Below are 15,382 nucleotides of genomic sequence, written 5' to 3' on the forward strand. Positions count from 1 at the left end.
CGTTATTGCACAACATATTTAGTCAACAAAACATCGTCGATTTCTCGGACGATGTCTGTTTTGGCAAAAGCGAGTAGAAGCGTTTGCTTCACTTCGTCTTGCAGAATATCGATGGCACCCGCTTGCTGTAACTGATCAAACGTTTTGTCGCTAAACAGTTTTAATAGAGAGTTTTGTACCATAGGCATGTATTCATCGATCTCTTTGATACGCTCTGGACGGCGTGTCTCAATTGCCAGTTCTAGCATCACAAAGTGAGTCTGTTTCTTGCCTTTAACGGTCAAAACGACTTTGTCCAAAGGATGGAAGCTAGGACCTTTACTTGTCGGTTGTTCTGTGACCAAAAAAGACAGTGGAGAGTCTTCGATCAGTGAACCAGAGTCAGGTGACTCTTGAGCGTGTTTGTTTAAGTACCAGATTCCGCCCATAATTGTGACGGCCGAAACGAGGGCACTGGTGATGATCATGGCGATAAACAGGGCGATCATTTGTTGTTTGGTCATAACCTTTTTCCTCGAAGATTCACTAAGCTTGAGTGCTTAGCCAGTGTTCTGAATAGTTAGTTGTTGTCGTGGTTTGGAATTCACCAGATTCTCGTGCGGCGAAAATATTGGCGTCTTCTTCGTTTGCATGTGGGTCATTTCGACCTTGGTTTTGATCAGAGCCAACATTGACATCGACATGAACGAAGTTTTGCTCTTGTAACTCAGTACGCAATCGTTCCGAAACTTGCATTAAAGCTTCTCGTGTTGCTGCGGCATTGGCGTTGATGTGGACACTTAATCGGTCACCTTCAACACGTACAAGTAAATCCAATTTCCCTAAGTCTGGTGGGTCTAGGCGGATTTTTGCTTCTTGTACATTTTGTTGAGCTTGGAGCGTCACGCGATCATGTAAAACTTGCATCATTTGCTCGCCCCACTTTCCGGCAGTGGTATCAACACGCACCGCTGCCCACTCAGAGCCTTGAGCTTGAACATGACTCGTAGCAACCGGTGAATGTGCAGGTTGTGTTGTAGGAGCTTGTGCTTGAAGTAGAGATGCGGTTGGTTGCCCTTGAACAGGTTGATTCAAAAGAGTTTGAAACTCAGCACCGGAGATAGGCAAACGCGAACTCGATGAAGTCGGCAGACTTTGCTTCACATCTTGTTTTGATGATGTGTTTAACATAGCGTTAGACGAATCTTGAGTAACAGACTTAACTTCGCTCGCAGCCATTAAAGATGACGCTTTTCCTAGTTTCTCAGCCTGCTTCTCTGCCATGGTAATCATACCCTGGGTTAAAGCTTGAGCTTGCGCTGCAAGATCAGTCGATTCTGTTAACCCTGGTGTACTGGTCAAGTTGGCATCCGGATCTGAAGCTGAGCGGTCATCAGTATCAAAACCATGACTTTGTACTTTGTTTGCGTTGTTCAAAGTAGAGGCCGTAAGGTGAAAACTCGGTACCGCTGACGCAGAGTTAAAGTCTTGCTCACCATTCTGCTTGTTCCCTGATTTAAAACCATGAGAAAAGCCGTGTACCGAGTTCGCTTGCTTGATGTGACCCTCATTGTTAGCTGGCGAATTACCCGAGTGCTGAGTGGAAGAAGGTATGATCATTGAGTTAGCTCCATGGTCATTGCTAATTGATAGGCCATAGCGCGTTCTTGATGGTCATTGACCATGTTCATCTCTTTTTTCAACTCGTTGGTCGACTTCTCTAATACTGCGAAGGCATTAGCGTGCACTGTTTTCGCTCGCTGGATTTCAGGTGCAAGCTTAGGATCTTTCAAAAAAGGCTTGTGACTGATCAAAAGCTTTCGCAACTGCAAGTCGTACCGCTTGAGCGCATGCCAATCGGCCGTTTTTGCGGCGAACTGGATGAGCTGAGATAAATGACGGAATCGCTCTGGCGATACTTTATGCTTGTTGTCCAAAATTCATCCAACCTTCACGAATGTTACCCATTACACGCTCAACGTTAACCAAGCGATTTGCATCGTTTTGCACGCTAGCGTAATAAAGTTCGACTTGGCAGAAGTCATACAGCTGGCGTAGGTTTTCCGCAATTTCACCGCCGTTTTCATCATCTAGAGCACTTGTTAGTCCAATCAAGATGTTCATGCATTTGTTGATTCCATTCCCTTTCTCGGCCAAACGATTTGCGGCTAGGTGGCCGCGAATACGTTCAACTTCATCGAGTAGGCCATCGATTAACATGATGACCAATTGGTGTGGATTTGCTGCTGCCGCTTGAGCGTCGAGATCGACTTGTTGGTACGAATCGTAACCAGAATCCATAAGCATGAATATTTCTCCTAAATTTGGAACCAAATGTCTTATTTTTGAGCATTAAACATGGACATGGTTTGGTTCATTTGGGTCATAATTGAATTCATTTGAGTGAATTGTTTGAGATAGCGGTTGTACGACATTTCGTACTTACGCTCTAAATTGGTTTGTTTATCTTTGATTCGGTCTAAGCTTGACTGTATTGCGTCTTTACGCGTGCTGAAGGTACCTGATGAGAACTTCAAGAAAGGCTCTACCATCGCGTCAAGAGAATCTAGCAAAGCGTCATCTCCATTAAACAACGCCTCTAAGCCTGCGCTGTTTGTTTGTTGAGCTTCTTTGAACTTTTCTTGATCAACTTTCATTTTACCGTTGCGGTCTAGGCTCACGCCGATTTCGCTTAGGCGCATACCATTGTGTTCACCTCGGATTAACCCCGTTAACTGACTCTCAATAGAACGCAATGTCGAGTCGCTAGCGAGCACGCCGCGTTTCTGATCTTCACCGCCAATTTGGGTGTACTGATCGATAGTCGAAACAAGGGCATTGTAGGTTTCCACAAACTTATCTAGTTGTTCTTTAGTGCCTTCGCTATCAGCTCCAATTTTTAAACCGATTGGCGAATCTCCCGCGGCTTGCGGTTTAGATACGGTAATGTCAACACCGTCGATGACACCTTCAAAAGTATTACTTGCGTTGGTTAGTTTCAGGCCTGAGTCTTTTGCACCTAGCCACATAACCGCATCTTGCGGAGCGTTGATTTGCTTGAGGTTGGTGAAGGCGTCTTCAAACCACGCTTGGCCAGTACCCGATGCAGATACGTTGATCTTATTTTCGACACCAGTCTCAGTGCTCGATAGCATAAAGTGTGTTTGACCATTCGAGCGAACTAGAGTGGCGTTAACGCCAGGGTTATCCGTGTGATTGTTAATCGCACTGGCTAAATCGCTGATCGTTGCAGTGCCGTCACCATTAACATCAACGGAGGACAAGTCTAGAGTCATTGTTTCACCGTTGATGGTGAATTCTAAAGATCCAGTTGTTGGTACTTCTGTCGTTGCCTCAAGGTCTGCAGGCATACCTGTAGATACTTGATGCGCCGTTGCCACTTTTTCTACAAAAATCTGATAGTTACCCGTTAGCGCTTTAGCATCCGCGTTTGCAGTAAAGTTACCTTCTTGAGAGAGTGTCGCACTGTTTTTGATGATGCTGTTTGTACTGTTATTCATCTCTTTCATTGCAGTACGAAAATCACGTAGTGCGCTTTCAACTTTATTAAAAGCTGACAGTTGTGACTGGTACACATTAGCTTGCGCTTGGTAACGGTTTTTGAATGGGTTTGTGTCCAATTGTGCGAATTGGGTTGCCATTTTTACTGGGTCTAAAGAACTCATGAGGTGTGCTCCTCTCATCTCTTATTGGCTTGAATACTTTGAATGCTACGCCTTAGTTTAATTATCAGTGGCAAGATACGTGCCGTATATTAAATTCAATTAAAACAAAGGTTTAAAGCTATTTTGTTTTCTTGGGAGGAAGTGGTGTTTCCACCTTGTTTGTTCCTCCTTCCTCCATGGAAAAAGTAATTTCCTTATAAGAAAAGGCGACCTAAACAAAGAAAATATTTAATTGTATTGACGGTTCTAATTAGGAGAGATGTTTTAATTGGACGTTATATTCAGCCTTTACTTCAGCTTGATTCAGATAATTATTACAGAGTGCATTAATTGCGTTCTGATATTATTTTTGATAGTGCGAAGTGCAAGTGTTCTCACTAAAAATTAAATTTTTTACGTTTCAAAGAATGTCAGTTATGAATGAATTTGCGTTGCGATTGATGAAATGTGCTCGTGCATATGAAGAGTTCATTAACAAAAAACTATTAAGTAAACAGAGCATCAATTCTGATGAGATAGCTAGTATCTTAAAGGAAGCTAAGTTCAATTTTCCTGAACTTAGAGATAGTAAAATAGGAAGCAAATTAGAGACGATAGAATTAGAACTGTTTAATAAGGTTTTATTTAATATTATGTTGAAATTCGGATTCAGAGTGCCTGAATCTCACAAAGATAATACGAGCTCTATTTATATTCGTAGATAAAAATAAAGCCTTCCATAGGAAGGCTTTATAATTAAGACGATTTAAATTAAGCGCACTATTAACTAAGTAATTAGCGTAGTAGTGACATTGCCATGCTTGGAAGCTGGTTAGTTTGAGACAGAACAGTTGTACCTGCTTGCATCAACATTTGGTTCTTAGTCATGTTTGAAGACTCTACTGCAAAGTCTGTATCCATGATACGACCTTTAGATGCTGTAACGTTTTCTACCATGTTACCAAGGTTAGCCATAGTGTGCTCAAGACGGTTGATGTTCGCACCGAAGTCTGCACGAGAGCTACCAATTTTTTCTACTAGACCGTCAGCGCCGCTGATTTTGTCTAGTGCTGCTTTTGCTTTAGTCGCGTCATCGATACCATCTGTAATTGCTGCATCAGCAAGAATAGTAGTGATTTCACCGATACCTGCGCTTGCGCTTACAGTCAATGTTTCAGCAGAAGATGCACCGATTTGGAATGTTACGTCACCTGCACCGAAGCCGCCGCCTTTAAGAAGGTTTTGACCACCGAACTTAGTGTTGTCTACGATGTTGTTTAGTTCTGCAGTAAGCTGTGTGAACTCTTTGTTAAGAGACGCACGGTCTGTTGCACTGTTTGAACCGTTCAACGATTGTGTAGCAAGGTCGTTCATACGGTAAACGATGTTTGTCATTTCATCCATCGCACCTTCAGCAGTTTGCATCATAGAGATGCCGTCTTGTGCGTTACGCATTGCTACTGACATGCCGCGTGTTTGCGCTTCTAGACGGTTAGCAATTTGAAGACCAGCAGCGTCATCAGCAGCTGAGTTCACACGGTAGCCTGTGCTTAGACGTTCCATTGCTGTGTTTAGAAGTCCGCTTGTTGTGTTCATTGTGTTTTGAGTTACAAGCGAAGCGTAGTTAGTGTGCATTGATAAAGCCATCTTAGTCTCCTTAGTTAGTCACTATATCTTTCAGGCCTCGGGATATTCCCTTGTCACTAACTAGAGGCGGTCGGTCGGCTTTAATGATTAATTTGAAAATTAAAAAATTTCTAAAAAAGATAAAAATTGATGATTTTTAGTGATTTGTATTCCATGAAAACCGGGAAAATCATCATATAAGCCTAAATTTTTTAGTTAAGTTAAAGAAACTATTGCCCAATGATCTTGTGGTTATCCGTTATAAATAAAAAAACAGCACGAATAAATCGTGCTGTTTTAAATATAAATGGTTGAGTTTCAACTATTCCTCATCAAAAGACTGAAAGGAGAGAGAGGTTGGGATATCGCTGAAATAACCAAAATAATAACTGGCACCCAATAAACGATAGCGGTTAAGTTCCGTTTGACTCGCTACACGTCCGGCAACCCAAGTATATTTATGCTTTCTTAAGAACTTAGCAATAGGTAGGAAAGCGTGTCTTTCTTCTTTATCCTCTAGTGTGACTGACAATTTGATCATATCGGGACTAAAGTCTGCGACGCGCTCGAAGTTCACTTGCGATGTCGCGACTTCAAACCAAAGTGAATATGCATTCTCTTTTAACTTTTTGGTGAGTGTGGCGACTTTATCACTATCACATAACGTTTCATCAGCTTGAAGAGAAGGAATCACATGTTGAAAAGCAGAAGAGTGGAATTGAATCGTCTGTTCGAGAAAATAAACCCCAGGCTCCCAAAGTAATGCATCCACGCGAATCGGCACGACAACATTACTAATCAAGTCGTGATGAAAGGCTTCTAACTGAAATTGTGTTTGTCTTAGTGCAAGGTAAAGACTGAACAAATCCAGGCAGTACTGCATTTGTTCAGAGAGTTTGAATTGATAGACACTTTGTTCTCCACGCATACCAAATCTCAACGTCAGGTGTTGGAATTCTACTTCCCCTGATTGAGCTTCCCTAATTGCTTGGCATGCGTGTTGGACATCATTGTGTTTTAAAGCATCAAAGACTAATTGATCGTCATCCGTGACGATGTGTTGTACTGCGAGACCAACCAAATGTTCGTACATCGCATGTGTTGAAATAAGATTAACCAAGGTTTCCTACCACATTGATTTGTTTGTTTTCTGGGATTTCGTTGTAAGACAATACTGCCAGCCCTTGTGTAAATGTGCGAGCGTAACGCGCTAGAAGAGGGCGCAGCTGTGGCATAACGAGAAGGATCGGAGGTAGCCCCTGTTGTTTAAGCTGTTGTCTAATCAATGGCAAGTTTTGTTGGAACTGACCAAGAATGTTTGGCTCAATTGGGAAGCTATCTAGTGTTACCGTACCAGAAGATTGTGCTTGTTGCAGTGAAGTTAGTAGCATTTGTTCTAACTCATCAGACAGTGCGTAGACATTTAATTCGTTCTTTTGTCCTGCAATTAAGTTAACAAGCGTACGCTTTAGTGCACAGCGTACATCAGATGCAAGTAGGATCGGGTCCTTTGTATTTTCCGCGGATTCCAACATTGTGTTGGCAATCGTGCGAATATCTTTTAGTGGCACTTGGTCCAATAAAAGCTGGCGATATACTTTCAGCTGCTGTGCTGGATTAAGTGCTGCTGCTAATGCTTCTGCTAGTTTCGGGGCTTGTTGTGTCAAACGCTGGGTTATTGCTTCCACATCGTCGTGCGTAAACAATTCTGCAAGGTTTGTCTTCATGATTTTACTAATATGAGTGGCAATAACAGTGCCATCATCGACAACTTGGTAACCCATATTAAGTGCTTTTGCTTTATCTTGATGCTCAATCCACACAGCTGGCAACTGATAAGCAGGATCGCTACCCAAAATGCCATCTACCTCACCGTAAGTTTCGCCAACCGCTATCGCCATTAAACGCTCTGGTTCAATAAAACCTTGCTCAATGACTTCGCCATTTAGAGCAATTGTGTATTGGTTTGGCTTGAGGCTCAGATTGTCACGAATACGAACTTCAGGTAATAAAAAGCCAACTTGTTCAGAAAGGTTTCGACGCACACCGCGAATTCGTTGTGATAAAGGTGCCCCTTGTTCTTTGTTGACTAGATGGACGAGTCGGTAACCAAGCGCAAGTGATAATGTTTGGACGTGAGGAATATCATCCCATGTCAGCGGTGTATCATCGTCTTGCATCGCTTGTGAAAGTGCTTCGACCTCTTCAATCTGGGAGTCTTGCACTGGCTTCTTGGTTTGACGCCACCCTGCGAACGCTAATGCGCCAGAAAACGCAAAAAAGGCTAGGTGTGGCATACCCGGTACCATACCGATTACCGCCATAATACCTGCGACAGTAAATAGCGTTGCAGGAGTTGCCAGTAATTGCTTTTGCATGGTTTCCGACATGCCATTATCGCTATCATTAATTCGCGTAACGATAATCGCGGCAGCCGTTGCCAATAGTAGTGAAGGAATTTGAGCAACTAGACCATCACCGATTGTGAGTAGGGCATAAGTTTTAAAGGCGTCAGACGCAGCGAGTCCATGCTCGAAGACACCAATACTAATACCACCAATGATATTGATAAACAGAATCAACAAACCTGCGATGGCATCGCCACGCACAAACTTTGATGCACCATCCATCGAACCATGAAAATCGGCTTCGTTGGCGACTTCTTTACGGCGTAAGCGAGCCGTTTCCTGATCGATAAGGCCAGCGTTTAAGTCGGCATCAATTGCCATTTGTTTGCCTGGTAAAGCATCCAACGTAAAGCGGGCTGAAACCTCAGAAATACGTTCACCACCTTTGGTGATTACGACGAAGTTGATGATCATCAAGATGACGAACACCACCATACCAACGACGTAGTTACCGCCAATGACGACTTCACCGAATGCTTGAATGACCTTACCCGCTGCGTCACCACCATTATGTCCTTCTAGGAGTACAATTCGCGTAGAAGCCACGTTCAATGTGAGACGTAATAATGTTGCGACCAGCAAAATAGTTGGAAAAACAGAGAAATCTAATGGTCGCTTTGCGGTTGTGCTGACCAGCAATACTAGGATTGCTAAGACGATATTAAAGGTAAACAGCGCATCCAGTAGCAGAGGAGGCAAAGGAAGAATCACCATTGCTAATATCATTAGCAAGACGATTGGAATGCCAACGTAGCCTTTGGTTGATGTTTGAAGTTGTTTTAACCGGTTAAGCATACTTTCGTGTCCTTGGATAAACGCGGGTTAATCAGTGCTGCAAATGTTTTGGAATCGAAAAATGAGGTAAAGGAATTGGCTCTTTTCCCTCACCTTTACGAAAGGCTTTCAATTGCAAAACGTAAGTAAGAATATGTGCCACTGCGATGTACAGTTGGCTTGGGATTGCTTGTTCAATCGCCGTCGTGTGATAAATCGAACGGGTAAGTGGCGGGGAGTTAATGATTTCCACTTTGTTTTCTCGGGCGATACGTTGAATGTGCATAGCGGTTTCGTCTACACCTTTTGCGACGACAAAGGGCGCGTCAGAAAGTGAAGGCTCGTATTTCAGTGCGACTGCATAGTGCGTTGGGTTAGTGATGATCACGTCAGCCGTCGGCACCATTTTATCGATCTTACGGCGCGCAAACTGTTGCTGTATTTGACGAATACGTTGCTTTACTTCCGGACGACCTTCATTATTTTTAAATTCCTCTTTCAATTCTTGTTTCGTCATGCGGAGTTCTTTTAGGTGTTCCCAACGCTGATAAGGAATGTCGATAACCCCAAATAACAACAAGGCGAAGCCCATTAAGAGTAAGCCTTCAAACAGAATTGACATTACTAGAGAAAAACCTTGGCTGAGCGGGAGATTTTGCATGCCAAGTAATGGCTGTAAGTGGTTGTCTAAATAGCCATATAAGATGCCGAATATCACGGCTACTTTGAACGTTGACTTTAAGAGCTCAACCACTGAGCGGGTCGAAAAAATGCGCTTTATCCCGCTCAAAGGATTAATTTTGATGAGCTTTGGCATCACGTTCGCGGGACGGAACATCCAGCCGCCTAGCACAAGGCTACTACCACAGGTCACGATAATAATGACGGTAAACAATGGTAATAGCATGTCTATGATGACCGCTAAACTTTGTCCCAATTGCTCGACAAGTTGTTTAGGATTTTCTAGGTCGGCTCGCGTCAGCATCATGTTGTAGCGAAAGATACCCGACATGCTTTCCCAAATACTATTAAGCTGAGAGTAAAAGTAGAGCGCCACTGCTAGAAATATTACCGCAGTAGTAAACTCTTTCGCGCGAGGAATTTGTCCTTCCTGGCGGGCTTTCTTTACCTTCTGCGGTGAGGCTTTTTCAGTTTTGTCTTGAGAAGATTGATCGCTCATGCTCCCCCCAACATAAAGTTACTCAAGTGTCTAATGGTGTCGTGAACGAGCGCCGTGTAGCGACCAGGAACACCAGAAACTGAGATTAATACGCTGAATAGACCCAGCAGCATCGTCATAGGAAAACCTAACGCATAGACATTAAGTGATGGTGCGGCTCGGTTCATTACACCAAAACTGATGTTGGCTAGAAGCATGGAAACAATAGCGGGCAAAGCCAAAGCGAGTGAAGAGGCAAACATCCAACCGAAAATATTGACAACACCTTGCAGAGAAAGCGATGTGATACCAGATCCGACTGGCCAAACAACAAAGCTTTGAATCACGATATCTATGACGAGTAAGTGTCCTTCTAGCGCGAGGAACAACAAGGTTGAGAAAATCAGAAATATGCGTCCCAAAATAGCGACAGAAAGCCCGTTAATAGGATCATTCATCATCGCCATACCTAAGCCCATTTGCAGAGAAATCACCTGGCCAAGCATGGTGAAAACGTTAAAGAGCATGTGCAAAATTAACCCAAACATTACTCCCCAAATAGCTTGCTCAAAAGCAAGGAACAGGGAAGTCATAGAGAATAACTCGACTTGTGGCATGGGTGGCATTAACGGTCCAGTAATGACAACGATCGAGAGGGCCAGTAAAGTACGAACCCAAACAGGAATAATCGCATCACCAAAGAAAGGCATTGAAATAAATACGGCTCCCACACGAAAAAACGGCCACCAGAGTTGACCGAGTATCGCCGAGAGCTCTGCAAATGTGATGGCCATTAGCCAATCATCCCTGGTATGTTGTGGAACAAGAAATCAAACAGTTCCATGATCTTACGTAGCATCCAGTGACCTGCAAAAATCACCATTAATAAGGTAACGAGCAAACGTGGCAAAAAGCTGAGTGTTTGCTCGTTGATTTGTGTGGCAGCCTGAAATACGGCGATACACAAACCGACAATTAAGCCTGGAACAACCAATACGGCAACCATCAAAATGATCAGCCATACTGCATCGGAAAATAACGTTACGGTTAGTTCTGGGGTCATAACTGCTCCTAGTTAACCGAAGCTGGCAGATAAGGTGCCAACTGTCATTGCCCAACCATCCACGAGTACAAATACCACCAACTTAAAGGGAAGTGAGACAATCAAAGGTGATAGCATCATCATACCCATTGCCATCAGGACACTGGCGACAACCAAGTCGATGACCAAAAACGGGATGAAAAGCATAAAACCAATTTGGAAGGCGGTTTTCAGTTCACTAATGACAAATGCAGGCAAGACAACGGCAAATGAAATATCCTCAACGTTTTGGTCGAGAGGCTCATTGGCAATACGTAACATTTGTTCAAGAGAACTTTGGTGCGTCTGTGCCAACATGAACTCTCTCACTGGTTTCTCTGCAACAGAAAAAGCCTGTATTAGCGTGATTTCGCCGTTGTCGTATGGCTGAAACGCATTTTCATAAATATCGCTCCAGACAGGGCGCATAATCAGCAAGGTCAATGCGAGAGCGATCCCGACCAACACTCTGTTAGGTGGGCTTTGTTGAAGACCAAGAGCTTGGCGCAAAATCGCAAGGACAACGACAATTCGAGTAAAGCTCGTCGCCATCAAAATAAATGCTGGAAGAAAACTGAGCGCCGTCATCAACAACAGAATTTGCAGTTTAACGCTGTATTCTTGTTGTGTGTCGCCATCAGAAACGGACAAGATAGTTAAGCCGTTGTCAGCCGCCATTGTTGGGAAAGCAAACAAAAGTGACACCAATACCAAAAGAGGTAACCAACGGTGCCAAGCGCTCAGATTTTTCATTGTGATGCCTACCTAAGATTATTGACCAACGCCACTCAATGCAGAGTCATGTACATCGATCAGACGAAGTCCATACTTATCATTGACAACGACAACTTCAGCGTGGCCCATAAGAGAACCGTTTACTTTCACGTCTAAAGGCTCGCCATTGAGCTTTTCCAACTCGATAACCGTGCCTTCACCCGCTTTCATTAAGTCCCCAAGTGGGATCTCCTTACTCGCAACTTCCAGCGTGACTGTGACAGGAATGCTTTTGAAAAAGCTAAGGTCACGTTCCGCAGTGGCTGGTTCTTGTTGGAGCGTATCTTCGGCTTCAAAGTCTTCTAATTGAAAATCATCAAAGTTCAGTTCTTCTGCGTCGAATGCATTAGTTTCTAGCGCTTCGCTCATCGCTGCGGTTCCTTATCAGGGTTAAAGATCAAAACAAGTTGGCCGTCTTGCTCGGCAATACGACCTGTAAATAGAGATTGGTTGCCAATGCTTACTGGAACCGTGTTAAGAAGCTCAATAGGTAAAATATCGTTGGGTTGTAAGCCAACCACATCACTTAAAGGCATCTTCTTTTTACTTAGAACAACGTTCAGTCGAACGGGGGTCGTCTCTAAAGAACGACAGAAAGGTTGAAACAAATCGGTATCAGGCTGCAGTTCAAGCTGCTCGATTAGCGTTTGAATAAGATGACCATCTAGCTTGAGATGAATTGAGCCTTGATGATCGTCAAACGCAATGTTTAATTGAACGTTAATGCCAATACCTCTAGGGGTCTCATACTCACCCGTGTCCCACATTTCACCAGGAGCAAGCCAACCGATGATGATTCGACTGATGCGCTCTTGTAAACGTAAGTCACTGGCCGTCAGAGTAGCGGCTGAGCGCTCTGCACTTGCACCATAAAATCTATCAGCCAACTTTATGAGCGTGTGAGGGTTACCATGGATGAATACCATGCCGCCTTCCTGATGTTGATAGGTCGACGTTTGCTCTTTGTCCATCTCAACCGATGTAAAGCGGTGCAAGTCTACTGAGGTTAAGCTAGCTTCCACTTTTCCTGTGCTGAGCCAATTTTGTAATTCAGTCGTAAGGTTTGAGCAAGATTCTGAAATTAAATTATCGAGCTTCTCACGAATGATATGAATAGGTTTGCCTAATAATTCTACATCAAGTAGTTGACTATCAGAAATAGGCTCGCTAACTCTATTTTCCATTTATATTTTACCGTGCGTTAACAATCGAAAGTGTTTTAACTTAATGGCGTGTAGTCTACACAGAAATTTTAATGATCTTTTAGCTCCAAACTCTAAGATTGTGACTTTAGTTCACATGTTGCTTTGTTCATATAGTCATAATCTTTTAATGAAATTTAAAAAGAGTTAGTTTTCTTTATAAATCGCTTAATAAATAAAATAACAATGTTGAGCGTTTTAGTTGTTATAGATTTTTTAAATTGCCTTTATGGCGTAACAACAACTTCAAATAAATAAATTATAAGATACTGTTTTTTATGCTTAAAGCTTCCGTTGGAGGCTAAGCGTGCTCTCTTGAGCGTTTTGTAACCAATTTTAATATTCAGAATAGGTAATTAAAATGATTAGCTATGCCAGTTCTCTCGGCTTGGTGGCATATTTAATTAAACGGTTTAAGTCATGGGAATGTAAGATATACATGAATCATGTCCGTTTGATAATTTGTAACACAATTATTGTTATCAGTTTTATTTTTTCAAAAGTGTCATATTCAGAAGAAGTCTTAACAATCCCTATGGACCTCTCTAAATGGACATATGAGGGAAATAAATTCAAATGCAACTTGTTGCAATTAAATAATGACTATGGGAAGTTTTATTTCCTAGCGGAACCTAATAATAAATTCTATTTTATTTCCGATATAGAATATGAAAACAATAAATGGAAAACGATTGCTTTAACAACTCAAAATGCTCCTTGGAGTGATGAGCTTTATAGAAAAGAATTTGGCTCCCTTGAATTTACTAAGCCGTCTCAGCGTTTCATCTTTAATAAAGGCGCTGAAGAATTCATGGATTCAATTGCTTCGGGTAGTTGGGTGACGCTGTCACTTAAAGGAAGTAATGCTTCCTCTGTTTCAGAGATTGTGATTCCTACTCTTCAAATTCAAAACGCATTGAAATCATTTAATGCGTGTCGCGCGCGATTGCCTAAATTGTCTTTTTCAGAGGCAAGGGATATGGCGCTCTCATTTGAGTTTGGTCAGAAGACGTTAAGTCGTGGACAGAAAGCAACACTAGAAGCGCTGTATAGCTATGTATCTGTGGATGATCGAGTGACCAAAATCCTCATCGACGGTCACACCGATAACGTTGGTTCAAGTTTAACGAACCTTTCTGTGTCACGTACTCGAGCAGAGCAAGTCACCAACGCTTTGATTGAGCTTGGGGTCGACGAGTCGATGATCGAAACACGAGCTCATGGTTCACGTTACCCAATTGCCAGCAATAACTCGGTTAATGGCCAAGCAAAAAACCGACGTGTCACCCTGCGTTTAGTGAGGGACAACGAGTATACGGCTGCGAAACACCACCCAGATCTACAATCACAAAATCAACAAACGAAAGTTAAGGTTCAATGATGACGAAAACGAAAATTTTGTTGGTTGAGCCAAATGAAGCTCTTGCTCAACCAGTATTGGATGTGTTGCAAAATGCAGGTTACACCGCGAAACACACTCGTACTGGTCGAGGCGCTTTGCTTGAAGAGCGAGCAGAAATCACTTTAGTGAGCTCTACGCTGCCGGATATGTGTGTTCGTGAGTTTGTCGCGTGTCACCAAAAGCAGCGAAATTCGGGTGTTGTTATTGCGATTGTCGATCAAGAACAAGGCATCTTGGCTGCTGAGACGATGAAAGCGGGCGCTACTGATTATCTATTACGCCCATTTGAATCTAATCAGTTGGTTAATCTGCTTAAACGTGTTGAAGCGTTAGGTAAGCCAATGGCCAACATTGTTGCGGAGTCTTGGAGAAGCAAACAAGTTCTGCAATTGGCGCATCGTGCAGCATGTACTAACGCGAGTGTGCTTATTACAGGTGAATCGGGAACGGGTAAAGAAGTGCTGGCGCGATATGTGCATGAGCACTCTCCGCGTATCAATGGTCCATTTGTGGCGGTTAATTGCGCCGCCATTCCAGAGTCAATGTTAGAGGCTGTGCTATTCGGTCATGTAAAAGGCGCGTTCACCGGAGCGACAAATTCTCAAAGCGGTAAGTTTGAAGAAGCAAATGGCGGGACGATTCTGCTTGACGAGATTGGTGAAATGTCACCTGCGGTTCAAGCGAAATTGTTACGCGTCCTTCAAGAGCGTGAAGTAGAACGTGTTGGTAGCCATAAAGCCGTTCAGCTCGATATTCGTGTTATTGCGGCAACCAACAAAGACTTACGTGAGGAAGTTCAAAAAGGCACGTTCCGTGAAGATCTTTATTATCGATTAGATGTGCTGCCTCTGCACTGGCCGCCTTTGCGTGAAAGAAAAGAGGACATTCTACCAATTAGCCAATTCTTTATTGAAAAGTATCAAGATAGCAGCCGCTGTCACCTATCCCAAGATGCGATTAGTGCGCTGAGTCAGTATCACTGGCCGGGCAATATTCGTGAGTTGGAAAATGTCATTCAACGCGCTTTGGTCATGCGTCATGGTGATTACATTACAGCCCATGACCTGATGCTGCCTATTGAGCTTGTCGCGTCAGTTCCTACAGCAGAGCCAACTGCAAGTTTTGGTCATGTAGAAGCGAAGAAGCAAGCTGAATATCAGTTTATTTTGGAAAAGTTACGTCAGTTTGGTGGAAACCGAACGAAAACCGCAAACGCGCTTGGAGTCTCTACTCGAGCGCTACGCTACAAGCTCGCAGCAATGCGAGAACATGGTATTGATTTACAGTCGGCACTAGGCTCGGCTGCCTAATA

At 43.2% G+C, this 15,382-nt stretch carries 17 protein-coding genes; 3 read left to right on the forward strand and 14 right to left on the reverse strand.

Translation table 11 applies throughout. The features are described 5' to 3' along the window. Positions 1 to 2: 2 nt before the first annotated feature. From H9L11_RS18145 to fliD, 5 genes are read right to left on the reverse strand one after another with little or no spacing between them, the layout of a single operon-like run. On the reverse strand, positions 3 to 503 hold the full coding sequence (locus H9L11_RS18145; RefSeq protein ID WP_005375011.1) for a flagellar basal body-associated FliL family protein: 501 nt from the start codon (positions 501 to 503) through the stop codon (positions 3 to 5). A gap of 22 nt (positions 504 to 525) precedes the next feature. Beyond that, the gene (locus tag H9L11_RS18150; protein ID WP_205391352.1) at positions 526 to 1,599 is read right to left on the reverse strand and encodes a flagellar hook-length control protein FliK; all 1,074 of its coding nucleotides are present in this window, start codon (positions 1,597 to 1,599) and stop codon (positions 526 to 528) included. Beyond that, on the reverse strand, positions 1,596 to 1,916 hold the full coding sequence (locus H9L11_RS18155; RefSeq protein ID WP_205391353.1) for a LafD: 321 nt from the start codon (positions 1,914 to 1,916) through the stop codon (positions 1,596 to 1,598). The genes H9L11_RS18150 and H9L11_RS18155 overlap by 4 nt, the downstream gene beginning before the upstream one ends. Further along, a complete protein-coding gene (gene fliS / locus H9L11_RS18160) occupies positions 1,900 to 2,286 on the reverse strand; it encodes a flagellar export chaperone FliS (RefSeq protein ID WP_005375014.1) in 387 nt (128 codons plus the stop codon). The genes H9L11_RS18155 and fliS overlap by 17 nt, the downstream gene beginning before the upstream one ends. Positions 2,287 to 2,318: 32 nt before the next feature. Continuing rightward, complete coding sequence (fliD, locus tag H9L11_RS18165) at positions 2,319 to 3,665, reverse strand: flagellar filament capping protein FliD (RefSeq protein WP_005375015.1); 1,347 nt, start codon at positions 3,663 to 3,665, stop codon at positions 2,319 to 2,321. Positions 3,666 to 4,081: 416 nt separating this feature from the next. On the opposite strand from fliD, the gene H9L11_RS18170 reads away from it, so the two are divergent. Beyond that, on the forward strand, positions 4,082 to 4,369 hold the full coding sequence (locus H9L11_RS18170; RefSeq protein WP_005375016.1) for a hypothetical protein: 288 nt from the start codon (positions 4,082 to 4,084) through the stop codon (positions 4,367 to 4,369). A gap of 70 nt (positions 4,370 to 4,439) precedes the next feature. On the opposite strand, the gene lafA is transcribed toward H9L11_RS18170, so the two are convergent. The 9 genes from lafA to H9L11_RS18215 all read right to left on the reverse strand — a co-directional run bounded on the left by lafA (position 4,440) and on the right by H9L11_RS18215 (position 12,650). Next, positions 4,440 to 5,291, reverse strand: a complete 852-nt coding sequence (lafA, locus tag H9L11_RS18175; RefSeq protein WP_005375019.1) for a lateral flagellin LafA — start codon at positions 5,289 to 5,291, stop codon at positions 4,440 to 4,442. A 301-nt stretch (positions 5,292 to 5,592) separates the two neighbouring features. Then, positions 5,593 to 6,363, reverse strand: coding sequence for an EAL domain-containing protein (locus H9L11_RS18180; protein ID WP_017633491.1), 771 nt, complete (start codon positions 6,361 to 6,363; stop codon positions 5,593 to 5,595). A 19-nt stretch (positions 6,364 to 6,382) separates the two neighbouring features. Further along, positions 6,383 to 8,473 carry a flagellar biosynthesis protein FlhA gene (gene flhA, locus H9L11_RS18185; protein WP_205391354.1) on the reverse strand — a complete coding sequence of 697 codons (2,091 nt, stop codon included), beginning with the start codon at positions 8,471 to 8,473 and terminating at the stop codon, positions 6,383 to 6,385. A gap of 31 nt (positions 8,474 to 8,504) precedes the next feature. Then, the gene (flhB, locus tag H9L11_RS18190) at positions 8,505 to 9,632 is read right to left on the reverse strand and encodes a flagellar biosynthesis protein FlhB (protein WP_205391355.1); all 1,128 of its coding nucleotides are present in this window, start codon (positions 9,630 to 9,632) and stop codon (positions 8,505 to 8,507) included. Beyond that, positions 9,629 to 10,405: a flagellar biosynthetic protein FliR gene (gene fliR / locus H9L11_RS18195; RefSeq protein WP_005375027.1), complete on the reverse strand. Its 777-nt coding sequence runs from the start codon at positions 10,403 to 10,405 to the stop codon at positions 9,629 to 9,631. Before fliR ends, flhB begins: the two co-directional genes overlap by 4 nt. Further along, positions 10,405 to 10,674 (reverse strand): flagellar biosynthesis protein FliQ, encoded by a 270-nt coding sequence (fliQ, locus tag H9L11_RS18200; RefSeq protein ID WP_005375036.1) that lies wholly within the window; start codon positions 10,672 to 10,674, stop codon positions 10,405 to 10,407. Before fliQ ends, fliR begins: the two co-directional genes overlap by 1 nt. A gap of 12 nt (positions 10,675 to 10,686) precedes the next feature. Next, positions 10,687 to 11,445: a flagellar type III secretion system pore protein FliP gene (gene fliP / locus H9L11_RS18205; RefSeq protein ID WP_005375037.1), complete on the reverse strand. Its 759-nt coding sequence runs from the start codon at positions 11,443 to 11,445 to the stop codon at positions 10,687 to 10,689. An 18-nt stretch (positions 11,446 to 11,463) separates the two neighbouring features. After that, a complete protein-coding gene (fliN, locus tag H9L11_RS18210) occupies positions 11,464 to 11,835 on the reverse strand; it encodes a flagellar motor switch protein FliN (protein ID WP_005375038.1) in 372 nt (123 codons plus the stop codon). Then, positions 11,832 to 12,650, reverse strand: coding sequence for a flagellar motor switch protein FliM (locus H9L11_RS18215; RefSeq protein WP_005375039.1), 819 nt, complete (start codon positions 12,648 to 12,650; stop codon positions 11,832 to 11,834). Before H9L11_RS18215 ends, fliN begins: the two co-directional genes overlap by 4 nt. Before the next feature lie 379 nt (positions 12,651 to 13,029). Between H9L11_RS18215 and H9L11_RS18220 the strand changes: the two genes are divergently transcribed. Then, positions 13,030 to 14,049: an OmpA family protein gene (locus tag H9L11_RS18220; protein WP_205391356.1), complete on the forward strand. Its 1,020-nt coding sequence runs from the start codon at positions 13,030 to 13,032 to the stop codon at positions 14,047 to 14,049. Further along, complete coding sequence (locus H9L11_RS18225) at positions 14,049 to 15,380, forward strand: sigma-54 dependent transcriptional regulator (RefSeq protein ID WP_017820535.1); 1,332 nt, start codon at positions 14,049 to 14,051, stop codon at positions 15,378 to 15,380. Before H9L11_RS18220 ends, H9L11_RS18225 begins: the two co-directional genes overlap by 1 nt. Positions 15,381 to 15,382: the final 2 nt, after the last annotated feature.

Source organism: Vibrio sp. sp1 (assembly GCF_016920955.1).
GTDB lineage: Bacteria > Pseudomonadota > Gammaproteobacteria > Enterobacterales > Vibrionaceae > Vibrio > Vibrio alginolyticus.

What these genes read in the sequence shown, in the direction of transcription:
- H9L11_RS18220 (WP_205391356.1), top strand. Translation starts at nt 13,030, where the DNA reads ATGATTAGCTATGCCAGTTCTCTCGGCTTGGTGGCATATTTAATTAAA.
- fliP (WP_005375037.1), bottom strand. Translation starts at nt 11,445, where the DNA reads ATGAAAAATCTGAGCGCTTGGCACCGTTGGTTACCTCTTTTGGTATTG.
- H9L11_RS18225 (WP_017820535.1), top strand. Translation starts at nt 14,049, where the DNA reads ATGACGAAAACGAAAATTTTGTTGGTTGAGCCAAATGAAGCTCTTGCT.
- H9L11_RS18150 (WP_205391352.1), bottom strand. Translation starts at nt 1,599, where the DNA reads ATGATCATACCTTCTTCCACTCAGCACTCGGGTAATTCGCCAGCTAAC.
- fliS (WP_005375014.1), bottom strand. Translation starts at nt 2,286, where the DNA reads ATGCTTATGGATTCTGGTTACGATTCGTACCAACAAGTCGATCTCGAC.
- flhA (WP_205391354.1), bottom strand. Translation starts at nt 8,473, where the DNA reads ATGCTTAACCGGTTAAAACAACTTCAAACATCAACCAAAGGCTACGTT.
- H9L11_RS18145 (WP_005375011.1), bottom strand. Translation starts at nt 503, where the DNA reads ATGACCAAACAACAAATGATCGCCCTGTTTATCGCCATGATCATCACC.
- fliN (WP_005375038.1), bottom strand. Translation starts at nt 11,835, where the DNA reads ATGAGCGAAGCGCTAGAAACTAATGCATTCGACGCAGAAGAACTGAAC.
- H9L11_RS18180 (WP_017633491.1), bottom strand. Translation starts at nt 6,363, where the DNA reads ATGTACGAACATTTGGTTGGTCTCGCAGTACAACACATCGTCACGGAT.
- fliR (WP_005375027.1), bottom strand. Translation starts at nt 10,405, where the DNA reads ATGGCCATCACATTTGCAGAGCTCTCGGCGATACTCGGTCAACTCTGG.
- lafA (WP_005375019.1), bottom strand. Translation starts at nt 5,291, where the DNA reads ATGGCTTTATCAATGCACACTAACTACGCTTCGCTTGTAACTCAAAAC.
- H9L11_RS18215 (WP_005375039.1), bottom strand. Translation starts at nt 12,650, where the DNA reads ATGGAAAATAGAGTTAGCGAGCCTATTTCTGATAGTCAACTACTTGAT.
- fliD (WP_005375015.1), bottom strand. Translation starts at nt 3,665, where the DNA reads ATGAGTTCTTTAGACCCAGTAAAAATGGCAACCCAATTCGCACAATTG.
- fliQ (WP_005375036.1), bottom strand. Translation starts at nt 10,674, where the DNA reads ATGACCCCAGAACTAACCGTAACGTTATTTTCCGATGCAGTATGGCTG.
- H9L11_RS18170 (WP_005375016.1), top strand. Translation starts at nt 4,082, where the DNA reads ATGAATGAATTTGCGTTGCGATTGATGAAATGTGCTCGTGCATATGAA.
- flhB (WP_205391355.1), bottom strand. Translation starts at nt 9,632, where the DNA reads ATGAGCGATCAATCTTCTCAAGACAAAACTGAAAAAGCCTCACCGCAG.